The sequence below is a fragment of the Cupriavidus sp. Met-2 genome, assembly GCF_049843575.1.
In the GTDB taxonomy this organism is placed as follows: Bacteria; Pseudomonadota; Gammaproteobacteria; order Burkholderiales; family Burkholderiaceae; genus Cupriavidus; species Cupriavidus metallidurans.
Window position 1 is genome coordinate 1 of the sequence record NZ_JBBHZL010000013.1, and the last position, 13,403, is coordinate 13,403.

The following is a 13,403-nucleotide window of genomic DNA, read 5'->3' on the forward strand; positions in this document are numbered from 1 at the left end:
TGTCGCTGCTGCGTTTGCAGTGCGTTTCGTGTTGCGAGGGGGCGAATATTAGGCCGGTTCACCGGGCTTTGCAACACCAATGTCACGTTACCGTGCTCAAGAATTCGGCCAGCACTCGGCAAGTCATTGATCATAAAGAAAAAATGGGCCGGAAATAACTTTCCGGCCCATTTAATAACCCTTGATTATCCTCGGGTATTCCCTAGTCCAGGGTCACCGATTCTGGAAATTGGGTGCACGCTTCTCCACAAACGCTGCCATACCCTCCTTCTGGTCTTCGGTGGCGAAGGTCGAGTGGAACAGTCGGCGCTCGAAGTGGACCCCTTCATTCAGAGTCGTCTCATAGGCAGCGTTCACCGACTCCTTGATCATCATGACAACCGGCAGCGAGTAACCGGCGATAGTCTCGGCCGCGGCCACGGCTTCGTCTACCAGTTTGTCTGCCGGGACGATCCGGGAAACCAGCCCGGCGCGCTCGGCCTCGGTGGCATCCATCATGCGCGCGGTCAGGCACAGGTCCATCGCCTTGGCCTTGGAGACGGCACGCGGCAGCCGCTGCGTGCCGCCGGCGCCAGGCATCGTGCCGAGCTTCACTTCCGGCTGGCCGAACTTCGCGCTGTCGGCGGCAATCACAATGTCGCACATCATCGCCAGTTCGCAACCACCGCCCAGCGCATAGCCGGCCACGGCGGCGATCACCGGTTTGCGGATGCGGCGGATTGTCTCCCAGTTGCGGGTGATGTAGTCGCCCTTGTAGACATCCATATAGGAGTACTTCGCCATCATGCTGATATCGGCCCCTGCGGCGAAGGCACGCTCGCTCCCCGTGATGACGATGCAGCCGATTGCCTCGTCCTGGTCGAATGCCGTCAGCGCCGCGCCCAGTTCGTCCATCAGCGCGTCATTGAGCGCATTGAGCGCTTTGGGCCGGTTCAGCGTCACCAGACCAACGCGACCTCGCGTCTCCACCAGGATGTTCTCGTACGACATGTCTGCTCCTTGCAATGCGGTTGGGTTCTATTTGTCGAGTGTCAGCGGGGACGATACTGGCGTGCTTGCGCCCAGCAGGTCAAGCGCACCAGCCTCTTGCGCCCTGCCACCATCCCGTCTACTATTTGCCGACCGACTGGTCGGTTAATTTAAAGCGATCGCGTCCTCACTACAATGGCCGTGCATCGCGTCGTGGCATCAGATCCACTACCAACCAGGAGAACAATATGGCGCAGGAGACAACCATGCCCCCATCCCAAGCGCAGACAACTGCGCGCGCAAGCCTCGATTCAGGCCCGATCCTGCTGCACTGGCAGGGTGATGTGGCCGTCGTCACGCTCAACCGTCCCGACAAGCTCAACAGCTTCACACGCGACATGCATCGGGCACTGGTCACCGCGCTCGACCATGTCGAGGCAGGCGGTGCCCGCGCGCTATTGCTGACCGGTTCGGGACGTGGCTTCTGCGCCGGGCAGGATCTGGCCGACCTCGACTTCACCCCCGGCCAAGCCACCGATCTTGGCGAACTTATCAATACGTGGTTCAACCCGCTCGTGCGGCGCCTGCAAGCCCTGCCCCTGCCGGTGATCGCCGCTGTAAACGGCACGGCAGCTGGCGCGGGGGCGAACCTGGCCTTCGCGTGCGACATCGTGCTCGCGGCCCGGTCGGCCAGCTTCATCCAGGCCTTCGTGAAGATCGGACTGTTGCCCGACTCTGGCGGCACGTGGCTGCTGCCCAAGCGGGTAGGCATGGCGCGCGCGCTTGGCCTGGCCATGACGGGCGACAAGCTCAGCGCCGAAGAAGCCGCGAAATGGGGTCTGGTCTGGGAAGTGATGGACGACCCACTACTGGCCGAGCAGGCCATGGCGCTGGCCACGCATCTGTCCGCGCAGCCCACGCGCGCCCTGGCAGCGATCAAGCAGGCCATACACGCCAGCGCGACCAACACCTACGACGCCCAACTCGATCTGGAGCGCGACCTGCAGCGCGAGCTTGGCCAATCGCACGACTACAACGAGGGCGTGAACGCCTTCCTCGAAAAACGCGCGCCCCGCTTCACAGGCGCCTGACAGCATTCCCGCCAACGCCAAAGGAGACCCGCTTGACGCAAGATCCCCAAGCGCTTGCCGAAGCGGCCGCCCATGCCATGTACGAGTCCGATGCCTGCAGCCGCTGGCTCGGCATGGTCCTGGAAGCGGTCCGCCCCGGCTATGCCCGCATATCTATGCCGATCCGCCCCGAGTTCCTGAACGGCCATGGCATCTGCCATGGTGGACTGATGTTCACCCTGGCAGATTCGACGTTCGCATTCGCCTGCAACAGCCACAACATCAATACGGTGGCGTCGGGCTGCTCGATCGAATTCCTGCGCCCGGTGCATGGCGGCGATGTACTGACAGCCGAAGCAGTCGAGCAGGTCTTGTCCGGCCGCCATGGCATCTACGACATCCGCGTAACCAACCGCGCCGGCGAACCCGTGGCGATGTTCCGCGGCAAGTCGGCCCAGATCAAGGGGCACGTGGTGCCACCCGCGGAGTCCTGACACACGCGGAAAGACAGCCACGCAGCAAGACCGCAGGAAACAAGCAGAAGCCAGCGCCAACGTAGCGCCACCGATCCGAAAACGGAGACATTCATGATTACGCGCCTGACCGATCTGCCCCTGGAGCCGATCGAGACCGCCAGCCGACAGGAGCTCCAGGCCCTGCAGCTTGATCGTCTGAGATGGTCCCTTCGCCACGCCTATGACCATTCGCCGGTGTACCGGCGCAAGTTCGACGAGGCTGGCGTGCATCCCGACCAAGTGCGATCGCTGGCCGATCTGGCCCGCTTTCCGTTCACGACCAAGAAGGACCTGCGCGACAACTACCCGTTCGGCATGTTCGCGGTGCCGCAGGACAAGATCGCTCGCATCCATGCCTCGTCGGGCACTACCGGCAAACCCACGGTGGTGGGCTACACCCTTGGCGACATCGACACCTGGGCCACGGTCATGGCACGTTCGATCCGCGCATCGGGCGCCCGGCGCGGCGACAAGGTGCACATCAGCTATGGCTATGGCTTGTTCACCGGTGGACTCGGCGCGCATTACGGCGTGGAGAAGGCAGGCCTCACTGCCATTCCCTTCGGCGGTGGCCAGACCGAGCGGCAGGTGCAACTGATCCAGGACTTCAAGCCCGAGGTCATCATGGTGACGCCGAGCTACATGCTGGCGATCGCCGACGAGCTTGAGCGCCAAGGTGTCGACCCGGCCTCCACATCGCTAAAGATCGGCATCTTTGGCGCGGAGCCGTGGACGCCCGAAATGCGTCTGGCGATCGAGAAGCGGATGGGCATCTCCGCTGTCGACATCTACGGCTTGTCCGAAGTGATGGGCCCGGGCGTCGCCAATGAGTGTGCCGAGACCAAGGACGGCCCGACGATCTGGGAAGATCACTTCTACCCCGAGATCATCGACCCCGATACAGGCGAAGTCCTGCCGGACGGCGAGTTCGGCGAACTAGTCTTCACCTCGCTGACGAAGGAAGCGATGCCGGTCATCCGCTATCGCACCCGCGACCTCACGCGCCTGATGCCCGGCAGCGCGCGTGCCGCATTCCGCCGGATGGAGAAGATCACCGGCCGCACCGACGACATGATGATCGTGCGTGGCGTGAACGTATTCCCGTCGCAGATCGAGGAATTGATCCTCAAACATGCGGAACTCGCGCCTCACTACCAATGCGTGCTGAACAAGGATGGCCCGCTCGATACGCTGATCGTGCGCGTGGAGTGCGCGCATGGGGCAGATCCGGCCACCGCGCGGCAGGCCGAATCGCAGCTCGCGCACGACATCAAGTCCTATATCGGCGTGACGGCGGGCATTGAGATTCTTGCCGAAGGCGGTGTCGAGCGCTCCGTCGGCAAGGCCCGGCGCATCGTCGACCTTCGTCCGCGCTAGTACGTGCTGCCGCGGCTAATGCGTCCTAGCGCGTTCTTGCCGCACTCTTGCTGCCGCCTGGCTCGTCGCGCTTGACGCCGAGCCGGCGGGCCAGCTTGTGCAGATTGCTAGCATCCATGCCAAGCTGCCGCGCGGCCTGGGCCCAATTCCCGCTCTGGGCCTCCAGGGCCTGCTCGATGCACCGGCTCTGGCAGGCCTCCACCGCCTCGCGCAAGCTGGTGGCCGGCGCCGACATAAACGGCGCTGCATCGGCGGCCGCATCGGCTGGCGCGACAACCCCATCCAGATCCAGCAAATCGGTGTCGAGCGTAATGATGTCCTTGCGGCTGGCGCCCCGGCTGAGCAGCTTCAGCGCGGCCCGGCTGATCACATGCTCCAGCTCGCGCACGTTGCCCGGCCACGTGTATCGACGTAGCGCATCCTGCGCCGCGACGGACAGGCGCAGGCTGCGCAGGCCCAGCCGCGCCCGGTTGAGTTCCAGGAATCGTCCCGCCAACAGCAGCACGTCATTGCCGCGCTCGCGCAGCGGCGGAATCGGAATGGGATAGACCGAGAGCCGGTGATACAGGTCGGCGCGGAACGAGCCGTCGCGCACATGCTCGCGCAGGTTGCGGTTGGTCGCCGCGATCACGCGCACGTCTACGCGGCGCGGCCGATCGGACCCCAGACGCTGGATCTCGCCGTTCTGCAGCGTGCGGAGCAGCTTGGCCTGGATGGCCAGCGGCAGCTCGCCCACCTCGTCGAGGAACAGCGTGCCACCGTCGGCGGCCTCGAAGCGCCCAGGGCGCTCGCCCGTCGCCCCCGTGAAGGCGCCGCGCACATGGCCGAACAGTTCGCTTTCGGCCAGGGATTCAGGCAGTGCGGCGCAGTTCACGTGAATCAGCGGGCGGTCCCGGCGGCGTGACAGCCGGTGCAGCCGGTGCGCGAACAACTCCTTGCCAACGCCGGTCTCGCCGAGCAGCAGCACCGGCAGTTCAGAATCCGCCACCACGCCGATCTCGTGCATGAGCTGCGCGATCGCCTCGCTCTCTCCGATGATTTCGCCGATGACCTCGCCATCGTCGCGCACCGTCTCCCCGGCTGCGCCCACCGCGCGGCCCATGCGTAGCGCGCGGATCTCGCCTTCCAGCCTCGAGGTGCGTATCGATGCCTCGATCAGCGCCGTCAGCTGGCCCAGTTCCTCTTGGGCCGAGGCGGTAAACGTCCCGACTTCCAGGGCGTCCAGCGTCACCACGCCCCATGGCTTGCCTTCGCTCTGGAGACTGATGCCCATGCAGTCGTGGACGGGCAGCGGCTCGCCCACGTGCTCGTCGATCAACCCGTCGTACGGATCGGGCAACGCACTGTCATGGTGGAAGCATGTGACGCCGCGCCGCGCCAGGATCGCCGCAAGCCGGGGATGAAGGCCCACGGAGAACCGCCGCCCAAGGGCATCGCGCACCAACCCATCCACCGCGATCGGACGCAGATGGTCCTCCTCCAGGCGCAGGATCGCCACCGCTCCGCAGTGGAAATGCGAGCGTAAGCACCCTACCAGGCGCTGCAGCCGCACGGCCTGGGGAAAGTCGGCGCAAAGATCCGCAAGAAGCACATCGCTGATCATGGTCAAAACAACCCTAGATAGTCAAAAACACCCTAAACGGCCACGGTGAATATTACCGCGCCCGACGCCAACCTGTTGAATCTTTTAGGACTCTTATCAGGCACGCGAATCGCATAGATGAAGCGGTATTCATTGCGACATCAAGAAGGAGCAATTCATCGTGGGCCCCTACAAGAAACTATGGTTCTTGTTGATCGCCGTGCTGGCGGTCACCTTTTCCTTACTCGGCTACTACGGTGCCGAGGTCTATCGGCAGGCGCCGCCCGTTCCGGCCAAGGTCGTCACCTCGGACGGCGCCACGCTTTTCACCGGTGACGAAATCCTTGACGGTCAAACCGCATGGCAGTCCGTCGGTGGTATGCAGCTTGGCTCCATCTGGGGTCACGGCGCCTACCAGGCGCCGGACTGGACGGCCGACTGGCTGCACCGCGAACTGACCGCATGGCTCGACCTGGCCGCGCGTGACCAGTACGGCAAGGATTACGCCGCGCTGGACGCGCCCGCGCAGGCCGCCTTGCGCGCGCAACTCAAGTCCGAGTACCGCAGCAATCAGTTCGACCCGGCCAGCCAGGCGCTGACCGTGTCCGACCGCCGCGCGAAGGCGATTGCCAAGACGGCCGATTACTACAGCCGCCTGTTCTCCGATGCGCCCGAGCTGCACAAGAGCCGGGAGAGCTTCGCGATGAAGGAAAACCCGCTGCCCTCGGCGGAGCGACGCGCTCGCCTGACCAACTTCTTCTTCTGGACCGCCTGGGCAGCCTCCACCGATCGTCCGGGGCACACCGCCACCTACACCAACAACTGGCCGCATGAGCCTCTGATCGACAACCATCCCACTGCGGAGAACATCGTCTGGTCGATCGCGAGCGTGGTGATCCTGCTGGCCGGCGTGGGTCTGCTCGTATGGGCCTGGGCGTTCCTGCGTGGCAAGGAAGAACCCCTGCCTGCCGCACCGGCACGCGACCCGCTGACCACCTTCGCCCTGACGCCTTCGCAACGCGCACTCGGCAAGTACCTGTTCCTGGTGGTGGCGCTGTTCGCCTTCCAGGTGCTGATCGGCGGCTTCACCGCGCACTACACGGTGGAAGGGCAGAAGTTCTACGGTATCGATGTTTCGCAGTGGTTCCCGTACACGCTGACGCGCACCTGGCACATCCAGAGCGCGCTGTTCTGGATCGCCACTGGATTCCTGGCTGCCGGCCTGTTCCTGGCTCCGCTGATCAACGGCGGGAAGGACCCGAAGTATCAGAAGCTCGGTGTCGACATCCTGTTCTGGGCGCTCGTGGTCGTGGTGGTCGGCTCCTTTGCCGGCAACTACCTGGCGATCGCGCAGAAGATGCCGCCCAACCTGAACTTCTGGCTCGGCCATCAAGGCTATGAGTATGTGGATCTGGGCCGACTCTGGCAGATCGGCAAGTTCGCTGGCATCGTGATCTGGCTCGTGCTGATGATGCGCGGCATTGCCCCCGCCCTGCGCGCGCGCGGCGGTGACAAGAACCTGCTGGCGCTGCTGACGTCGTCGGTGGTGGCCATCGGCCTGTTCTACGGCGCCGGTCTGTTCTACGGCGAGCGCACCAGCCTGTCGGTGATGGAATACTGGCGCTGGTGGGTGGTTCACCTGTGGGTGGAAGGCTTCTTCGAAGTATTTGCCACCACCGCATTGGCATTCATCTTCTCCACGCTGGGCCTGGTATCGCGTCCGATGGCCACGACGGCCAGCCTCGCGTCGGCCTCGTTGTTCATGCTCGGCGGTATCCCTGGTACGTTCCACCATCTCTACTTCGCTGGCACAACGACGCCTGTGATGGCCGTCGGCGCGAGCTTCAGCGCGCTGGAAGTCGTGCCGCTGATCGTGCTCGGACATGAGGCATGGGAAAACTGGCGCCTGAAGGAACGCGCGCCGTGGATGGCCAATCTGCGCTGGCCGCTGATGTTCTTCACCGCCGTGGCGTTCTGGAACATGCTGGGCGCCGGTGTGTTCGGCTTCATGATCAACCCGCCGATCACGCTGTACTTCGTGCAAGGTCTCAATACCACCGCCGTGCACGCACACGCTGCACTGTTCGGGGTCTACGGCTTCCTGGCGCTTGGCTTCACGCTGCTGGTACTGCGCTATGTCAGACCCAACTACACGCTGAACCCGCGCCTGATGTCGATTGCGTTCTGGGGAATGAATGGTGGTCTGGTTCTGATGATCGCCACCAGCCTGTTGCCGGTGGGTATCATCCAGTTCATCGCCAGCGCAAGTGAAGGCCTGTGGTATGCACGCAGCGAGGCCTTCATGCAGCAGCCACTCCTGCAAACGCTACGCTGGATGCGTACCTTCGGTGATGTGGTCTTCCTGGTGGGCGCGCTGTCGTTCTCGCTGCAGGTCGTGCTCGGGCTGTTTGGACGGCAGCCCAGCGGCAAGGTCGCCGAAGGCGTGCTGGTCCGTCAATGAAGCAGGGTTGGGGATATCAACGACTTCCCCAACCAGAATGACCGCCGGGCTGGCAAGCCCGGCATCCGCAGCCTCGGTCAATGTGGCCAGGCTGCCAACCCAACGCTTCTCATCCCCACGGCTAGCATGCATCACCACCGCAACCGGCATTTCCGACCGCATACCCGCTTGCAGCAAGGCGTCGCGAATGGCGGCAAGACGGCTCATCCCCATGTAGATGACGAGCGTCGTCCGGCTGCCGACCAATGCGGCCCAATCGGGATCGCCATCGTCACGCGTATGCGCGGTAACGAAGGTCACACCGTGGCAATGCTGACGATGGGTCAGCGCAATGCCAAGCGCCTGCGCAGCAGCCATGCCACTGCTGATGCCGTTGACAATTTCCACTTCGATGCCGTGCCCGCGCAGGAACTCTGCTTCCTCGCCGCCGCGACCGAACAACAATGGGTCGCCGCCTTTGACACGCGCCACGCACCGGCCAGCCTGCGCGTGCTCGAGCGCCTGCTCGTGAATGCTGGATTGACTCACCGAACAGCGGCCGCCACGCTTGCCGACCGAGATGATTTGCGTCCCGGGGTTCGCATAGCACAGCATGGCCTCCGGCACGAGATCGTCCACTAGCCAGACATCCGCTTCACGTAGCGCCCTGACTGCCTTCATGGTGGCGAGTTCCGGATCGCCCGGGCCCACCCCAACCAGCCAGACCTTTCCGGTCGTTTGCATGTTGGTACTCCTCAATGGCTCGTGCCAGACGAGCGCGTAGTCTTGTTGAATACGTTGTACTTGCCGATCGGCTTGTCCATCGGCAGTCGCTTGATTTCCTTCAGCGTCCTGGCGTCGTAGACGACGATCGCCCCATCGGCTTCCATCAGGCTGACCAGCGCATATCGACCATCACGGGTGAACTCCACGTGCGCCGCGGTGCGTCCCGGAGACGGCGTGACATTGCCAACGATGGCGAGTGTCTGCTTGTCGATCACCTGCAATGTGTCGCGTTTCGGACTCATCATCGCGTCGGTCCATGCGTATGGCGTGGCTTCGTGGCTACGCAGGAAGAAGCCCGGCCCATTGGTCGGGATCGTCGCCACGGTCTTCCAGGACTGCATGTCGATCACGCTGATCGCGCCCTGCTTCAGGTTCGGGGATGCCATGACTTCGCGGCCGTTGCGTTTCCACGTAATACCGCTGCCAAGATGCGGCATGCCGGTCAGCGCGAGGTCCGCCACTTTCCGGCCTGCGTCGAGATCGATCACCTGACCCGTGGCCGTGCGCGAGGCGCCAAGAATGTGGCGATACGGCTGATCGAAGAAGAAGTCGTCGAGCACGTCCGTGAGTTCGATCACGCGCGGTTCGAACGTCTTCTTGCCGATGTATGGGATCTCCCAGACCTCGGGAATATCGCGCAGCGCGACGATGAACGACCCACGCGGCGCGGCGTCGTAAACGGCTGAAACGCGGGAGGACTTCCCGCCCGCGCCCGTGACCGGATAGATACGCTGCAGTGACAGATCCGAAGCGCGCAGCAGCACCAGCGTCTGGGGCAACGTATTGCCGACCATCACCCACTCGCCATCTTCGCTGACCGCAAGGTTGCGGGTATTCATGCCGGCGCGGACCTCGGCCACGAGCTTCAGGTTCCAGAGGTCGTACTTGCTGACCCAGCCATCGCGGCTCGCCATGTACACATAGCGTCCGTCACTGCTGAACTTCGGCCCGCCGTGCAGCGCGAACCGGGTGGTGAATCGGTGAATCGGTTCGAGTTTGTCGCCGTCGAGCACGCTGACGTGATGCGTCCCGGCCTCGACGACCAGAAACAGGTTGGAAGGATCGGCACTGAAAACGGGCCGGGCCGGCAGCGTGCCGGGTGCGTGATAGACGATGCGCGATGCCTCGATGTCCGCCTGCTCCCAGCGCGGCGTGGCCGCGGGTGCGGAGCGCAGCCAGGTTGCCATCTGCTTGATCGTGGCGTCTCCGAGTTCTTTGGAGAAGCCTTGCATCTGCGTGGCCGGACGACCGTTGCGCAGCACGTCGAGCAAGTCGTCGGGCCGCAGCCGCTCCAGGCTTTCCGGCAACAGCGCCGGACCCATGCCGCCCAGACGATCGGCACCATGGCAAGCCGCACAGTGGCTGCTGTAGATGCTGGCGGGATCGATTGTCGTCTCCGCGTTGGCGACGAATGAAGCAAACATGCACGTCCAGAGAATCGCGTGCTTCATGTCACTGTCTCCAGATTGGGCTGCGCACTGATCTCCGCGTCTGAGAGATAGCAGCCCGGGTCCTGCGCCCACGGATTGCCGCTGACCGCGTAGGCCCGCGCGCGCGTATTGCCGTTGCAGATGTCACGATGCAGGCAAGTTGCGCATCGGCCCTGCAACGGTCTCGGCCTGGCGGCCAAGCCACGCATCAACGGATGGCTGCGGTCGGCCCAGATCTCGCCGAACGGGCGCTCGCGCACGTTGCCAAGAGAGAGTTGCCACCACATCGTGTCCGGGTGGACATTGCCGAGGTTGTCGATATTGGCCACACCGACACCCGTGGCATTGCCGCCCCAGTTGACCAGTCGCTCTCGCATGTCTGCAACGCGCTCGGGCCATTGACGCGCAATCCAGTACAGCAGGAACACGCCATCGGCATCGTTGTTGCCCGTGACGAAATCCCCGGCGCTACCCTGCTGCGCGCGCGCCCAGACATGCTCGAACAACCACTCGACCGCCACGCGTGTACCCGCGTGGCGCGCGTCATCGTTGCGATGGCTGCGGCCTCGCCCGGCGTAGTTGAAGTGGGACAGATAGAACTTGTCGATGCCTTCGGCCTCGGCCAGGGCCACCACGGAAGGCAGCTCGGCCGCGTTGGCCTCGGTCAGCGTCATGCGCACCCCCACGCGCAGGCCTGCTTCGCGCGCGATGCGCAGCCCGGCTATCGCCTGGGTAAAGGCGCCATTCATGCGGCGGAAGCGATCGTGTGTGGCTTCGATGCCATCCAGGCTCACGCCGACATAGTCGAACCCTGCCGCAGCGAGCCGCGCAGCGTGTGCCGCGTCGAGCAACGTACCATTCGACGACAGGGAGAGATGAAATCCGAGTTCGCGCGCACGCGCGGCGATCTCGTACAGGTCCGGCCGCAACAGCGGTTCGCCACCGGACAGGATCAGCGCGGGCACGCGCGCCGCCTTGAGCTGGTCGAGCACGGCCATGACTTCGCCGGTCGACAGCTCGCCCTTGAAATCCGTATCGGCAGATGTGGAATAACAGTGCTTGCAGTTGAGATTGCAGCGCCGCACCAGATTCCAGATCACCACGGGACCACTGGCACGGCGCGGCGGGGGGACCGACCCCCCGTCGCGCAGCGCCTCCATGAAGCGGGAGAGTCGGAACATGGATCAGAGGCTTAGCACCCACTTGGCCAACGTGTTGGCTTCCGCCTCGCTGACCTGATTGGGCGGCATCGGGATCGGGCCCCACTTTCCGCTACTTCCCTTCAGGATGCTTTGAGAAAGCTGCGCAGCAGCCGCCTTGTCACCTTTGTACTTCGCGGCGATGTCCTTGTAGGCGGGGCCGACCAGCTTCTTGTCGACGCTGTGGCAAGCCATGCAGTTCTTGCTTGTGGCAAGTTCCTGGCTGGCAAACGCGGTAACCGGCAGCGCGGCAGCAAGTGCCACGGCGGCGATAACTGTAGACGGATGCATGCGAATTCTCCTTCCCCTGATCAATAGACGTCGTGTTGTGTGTTGTGCGCGTTGAACTTGCCCGTCGGGGTAATCAGACGCGGGTCCTTGATCACGGTCTTGAGCTTGCGGGTCTTGTCATCGACCACGACCAGCGCGGACTCGCCATCCTTGGTACCCCAGACCGAGAACCAGACTTCATCACCGGCCTGGTTGTACTCGGCCTGCACCACACGCTTCGCGCCTTCGCCCTTCAGGTTCGCCCATTCGGCGATCGGCAGCACCTTGTAACCGTCTTCCAGCTTCTGCGTATCGAACACCGCCACGCTCTGGTTCAGCTTCGCGTCGGGATTGAGCGGCGTATCCACCCACAGGTTGTGCGACTTCGGATTGGTCTTGATGAACAGCGAGCCACCGCCCTGTCCCTTGAGCGTTTCGACCACCTTCCAGGCCTGCGCCTTGTGGTTGATGGGATCGGTGCCGATCAGGCTGATGGTTTCGTCGCCGAGATGGCTCGTGGCCCAGACCGGACCGAACTTCGGATGCACGAAGTTCGCGCCACGTCCCGGGTGCGGGGTCTTGCCGACATCGACCAGCGCGGCCAGCTTGTCTTCCTTGGTATCCACGACAGCGATCTTGTTCGATGCGTTCGCGGCCACCAGGAAGTAGCGACCCGTGGAGTCGAAACCACCGTCATGAAGGAACTTGGCGGAATCGATCGTGGTGGTCTTCAGGTTCTTCAGATCCGAATAATCGACCATCAGGATCTTGCCTGTTTCCTTCGCGTTGATGACGAACTCGGGACGGAAATGGCTGGCAACGATCGATGCGACACGCGGCTCGGGGTGGTACTCGTTGTCGACGGTCATGCCGCGTGTGGACACTACCTTCAGCGGCTTGAGTGTGTCACCTTCCATGATCACGTACTGCGGCGGCCAGTACGAGCCGGCCACGGCGTACTTGTCTTCGTAGCCCTTGTACTTCGAGGTTTCCACCGAACGCGCCTCGAGACCGATCTTTACTTCCGCGACGTTGTCCGGCTTGGGCAGCCACAGGTCGATCAGGTTCAGACGCGCATCGCGGCCGATCACGTACAGGTAGCGCCCGGACGCCGACATGCGCGAGATGTGCACCGCGTAGCCGGTCTTGACGATATTGATGATCTGCTTGCTGTCGCCGTCGATCAGGGCCACCTCACCGGAATCGCGCAGCGTGACCGAGAACAGGTTCTGCAGGTTGTAGTTGTTCATCTTGCGCGTTGGCCGCTTGGCCACGGGCACGATGTCCTTGCGCGATTTTTCGATGTCGGCCAGCGAGAATTCCGGCGGTGTCGGAGGATCGAGCTGGATGTAGCGCGCCATCAGATCGACCTCGGGATCGGTGAGATCGCCCGAGGTGCCCCAGTTGGGCATACCGGCCGGACTGCCGTACTTGATGAACGTCTTCAAGTATTCGGTGCCACGGGCACGCGTGATGTCGGGTGTCAGCGGTTTGCCCGTGGCGCCCTTGCGCAGCACGCCATGGCAGCCTGCGCACCGTTCGAAATAGATCTGCCTGGCGTGGTTGAATTCTTCCGCAGTCAGCTTCGGCTCGGGATTCTGAGTCGGCGCCGTCTGGGCGCTACCGTGCGCACTCCAGAAGAAGAGCGGCATGGCCGCCAGTGCGGGGAACATCCATGATTTCGCTTTCATGATTTTTCATTAGCGAGTGGGGAATGCTGTGCTGCGGCACCGTGCATGGAGCGCGGCGCGCGACAGATGTTCCA

General features: G+C 63.4%; 10 protein-coding genes and 1 pseudogene. 4 read left to right on the forward strand and 7 right to left on the reverse strand.

Features of this window, described 5'->3' with window-relative positions:
- Nucleotides 1–213: 213 nt before the first annotated feature.
- Complete coding sequence (locus WD006_RS23575) at nt 214–990, reverse strand: enoyl-CoA hydratase (protein ID WP_011517646.1); 777 nt, start codon at nt 988–990, stop codon at nt 214–216.
- Nucleotides 991–1,217: 227 nt separating this feature from the next.
- Between WD006_RS23575 and paaG the strand changes: the two genes are divergently transcribed.
- The 3 genes from paaG to paaK all read left to right on the forward strand — a co-directional run bounded on the left by paaG (nt 1,218) and on the right by paaK (nt 3,931).
- Nucleotides 1,218–2,060 carry a 2-(1,2-epoxy-1,2-dihydrophenyl)acetyl-CoA isomerase PaaG gene (gene paaG / locus WD006_RS23580; protein WP_011517647.1) on the forward strand — a complete coding sequence of 281 codons (843 nt, stop codon included), beginning with the start codon at nt 1,218–1,220 and terminating at the stop codon, nt 2,058–2,060.
- A 32-nt stretch (nt 2,061–2,092) separates the two neighbouring features.
- A complete protein-coding gene (gene paaI / locus WD006_RS23585) occupies nt 2,093–2,533 on the forward strand; it encodes a hydroxyphenylacetyl-CoA thioesterase PaaI (protein WP_008647561.1) in 441 nt (146 codons plus the stop codon).
- A 93-nt stretch (nt 2,534–2,626) separates the two neighbouring features.
- Nucleotides 2,627–3,931, forward strand: a complete 1,305-nt coding sequence (gene paaK, locus WD006_RS23590) for a phenylacetate--CoA ligase PaaK (protein WP_008647562.1) — start codon at nt 2,627–2,629, stop codon at nt 3,929–3,931.
- Between the two features lie 25 nt (nt 3,932–3,956).
- On the opposite strand, the gene norR is transcribed toward paaK, so the two are convergent.
- Entirely contained in the window at nt 3,957–5,534 is a 1,578-nt protein-coding gene (norR, locus tag WD006_RS23595) for a nitric oxide reductase transcriptional regulator NorR (protein ID WP_011517648.1), read from the reverse strand.
- A 160-nt stretch (nt 5,535–5,694) separates the two neighbouring features.
- Between norR and WD006_RS23600 the strand changes: the two genes are divergently transcribed.
- Nucleotides 5,695–7,974 carry a nitric-oxide reductase large subunit gene (locus WD006_RS23600; protein ID WP_011517651.1) on the forward strand — a complete coding sequence of 760 codons (2,280 nt, stop codon included), beginning with the start codon at nt 5,695–5,697 and terminating at the stop codon, nt 7,972–7,974.
- Nucleotides 7,975–7,992: 18 nt separating this feature from the next.
- Here the strand turns inward: WD006_RS23600 and cobA are convergent.
- The 5 genes and pseudogenes from cobA to WD006_RS23625 form a co-directional block, all read right to left on the reverse strand.
- Nucleotides 7,993–8,697 (reverse strand): annotated as a pseudogene (cobA, locus tag WD006_RS23605) (uroporphyrinogen-III C-methyltransferase); the annotation flags it as partial.
- A gap of 11 nt (nt 8,698–8,708) precedes the next feature.
- Nucleotides 8,709–10,190, reverse strand: a complete 1,482-nt coding sequence (locus WD006_RS23610; protein WP_011517653.1) for a nitrite reductase — start codon at nt 10,188–10,190, stop codon at nt 8,709–8,711.
- Nucleotides 10,187–11,350 (reverse strand): heme d1 biosynthesis radical SAM protein NirJ, encoded by a 1,164-nt coding sequence (gene nirJ / locus WD006_RS23615; RefSeq protein ID WP_011517654.1) that lies wholly within the window; start codon nt 11,348–11,350, stop codon nt 10,187–10,189. The genes WD006_RS23610 and nirJ overlap by 4 nt, the downstream gene beginning before the upstream one ends.
- A gap of 3 nt (nt 11,351–11,353) precedes the next feature.
- Nucleotides 11,354–11,659: a c-type cytochrome gene (locus WD006_RS23620; RefSeq protein ID WP_011517655.1), complete on the reverse strand. Its 306-nt coding sequence runs from the start codon at nt 11,657–11,659 to the stop codon at nt 11,354–11,356.
- Nucleotides 11,660–11,679: 20 nt separating this feature from the next.
- On the reverse strand, nt 11,680–13,329 hold the full coding sequence (locus WD006_RS23625) for a nitrite reductase (RefSeq protein ID WP_011517656.1): 1,650 nt from the start codon (nt 13,327–13,329) through the stop codon (nt 11,680–11,682).
- Nucleotides 13,330–13,403: the final 74 nt, after the last annotated feature.

Coding starts and splice junctions, on each gene's coding strand:
- paaG (WP_011517647.1), top strand. CDS start 1,218: ATGGCGCAGGAGACAACCATGCCCCCATCCCAAGCGCAGACAACTGCG.
- WD006_RS23620 (WP_011517655.1), bottom strand. CDS start 11,659: ATGCATCCGTCTACAGTTATCGCCGCCGTGGCACTTGCTGCCGCGCTG.
- nirJ (WP_011517654.1), bottom strand. CDS start 11,350: ATGTTCCGACTCTCCCGCTTCATGGAGGCGCTGCGCGACGGGGGGTCG.
- paaK (WP_008647562.1), top strand. CDS start 2,627: ATGATTACGCGCCTGACCGATCTGCCCCTGGAGCCGATCGAGACCGCC.
- WD006_RS23625 (WP_011517656.1), bottom strand. CDS start 13,329: ATGAAAGCGAAATCATGGATGTTCCCCGCACTGGCGGCCATGCCGCTC.
- norR (WP_011517648.1), bottom strand. CDS start 5,534: ATGATCAGCGATGTGCTTCTTGCGGATCTTTGCGCCGACTTTCCCCAG.
- WD006_RS23610 (WP_011517653.1), bottom strand. CDS start 10,190: ATGAAGCACGCGATTCTCTGGACGTGCATGTTTGCTTCATTCGTCGCC.
- WD006_RS23575 (WP_011517646.1), bottom strand. CDS start 990: ATGTCGTACGAGAACATCCTGGTGGAGACGCGAGGTCGCGTTGGTCTG.